Origin of the sequence: Evansella tamaricis, assembly GCF_019042215.1 — a bacterium.
Lineage (GTDB): Bacteria > Bacillota > Bacilli > Bacillales > Salisediminibacteriaceae > Evansella > Evansella tamaricis.
Genome location: NZ_JAHQCS010000002.1, coordinates 1 through 1250, shown reverse-complemented (window position 1 = coordinate 1250; position 1250 = coordinate 1). Strand labels below are relative to the sequence as shown.

The window sequence follows — 1250 nt, the reverse complement described above, 5'->3', positions numbered from 1 at the left end:
ATGCTTTTTAAAGATTGCGACGGCTACGCTCATTGCTTAGGGACTGTAAAAGTGGAAAAGCACCACTTTTTCAGTTCCCATGCGAGTAGGCGCTGAAGCTAGACAATGCCCGAAGCTGCTAAAACTTATATAACCTATCAAAAAAGGTGCCACACGATTTTATCTCGCTGGCACCATACTTTTTATCCTTTTGGTCTAAATACAAGTGATGCAAGAAAACTAAAAATAATTGCAGCTGAAACCCCCGCACTCGTTACTTCAAAGATACCTGTAATTATTCCAACAAGACCGCTCCGTTCCGCTTCCGCAAGTGCACCATGAACTAATGCATTTCCAAAACTTGTAATCGGGATCGTAGCCCCAGCACCTGCAAAATCAATTAATGGTTCGTATAAACCAAGTCCATCTAAAACTGCCCCAGAAACGACCAATGTACTCATTGTATGTGCAGGAGTTAGCTTAAATATGTCCATTAATACTTGTCCAATTACACATATGATTCCACCAACAATAAAGGCCCAAAAAAACATCATGATCAAACACCTCCTAAAGTTACATTAGCCTTTCATGTCATTTTCGAGTTTCTTTAATTTCTTCTCTAATTCCTTTTCTGAAATAGTTCTTTCATATACTCTTTTCTTTATTTTGGCGAGGTCCATATCAATTTTTCGATCTGTTGATACGTGTACCGTTGAATCCTGATCAATGGATTTTGCCTTATTAAATGCTTCTTTCCTAATTCGTTCTAAGAAAAGGCGATCAAAGCCGCTTACTCTTAAAGTCATGAAAACATCTTTATCTAAGGAGACTGAGTGGACATGATCAACTTCATCCATAAAGCTTACTTTGCGTGCCATTTTCTCTGCCAGTTCTTGAGAAATTACCGGATTATGTGATTCCATTTCCAGTGCCCTTAATTCACCTTGATGATTATTACATCCTGTCAAAACAAGTGTGATAATAAGAAACAAGTATATTGCCGACTTTCTCAATAACATCATATTTTTCACTCACTCCTTCCCATTAAATTAGTATTGAATAGATTTGTAAATTTATGTAGTATTCAAATTAAAAGTAACTATTAATAAGATGTTTCTAAGAAGGCTTTTTTATCCTAAAAGGTATAAGAAAAGCGCAAGCGCCTTTGGTCACGAACGTAGGGCAGTGGAGGAATGACAACTAGAAGTCCGCTCTTTGACTTCGGTTGTCACTTCCGAAGTGCCCCGTAGCGAGTAGGCGCTGGAGCTAGA

The 1250-nt window shown here is 38.2% G+C and carries 2 protein-coding genes; both read right to left on the bottom strand.

All coding sequences use genetic code 11. The features are described 5' to 3' along the window. Positions 1 to 182: 182 nt before the first annotated feature. Entirely contained in the window at positions 183 to 533 is a 351-nt protein-coding gene (gene spoVAE, locus KS419_RS00040; protein ID WP_217064050.1) for a stage V sporulation protein AE, read from the bottom strand. A 24-nt stretch (positions 534 to 557) separates the two neighbouring features. Then, positions 558 to 1001: a YhcN/YlaJ family sporulation lipoprotein gene (locus tag KS419_RS00035; RefSeq protein WP_217064049.1), complete on the bottom strand. Its 444-nt coding sequence runs from the start codon at positions 999 to 1001 to the stop codon at positions 558 to 560. Positions 1002 to 1250: the final 249 nt, after the last annotated feature.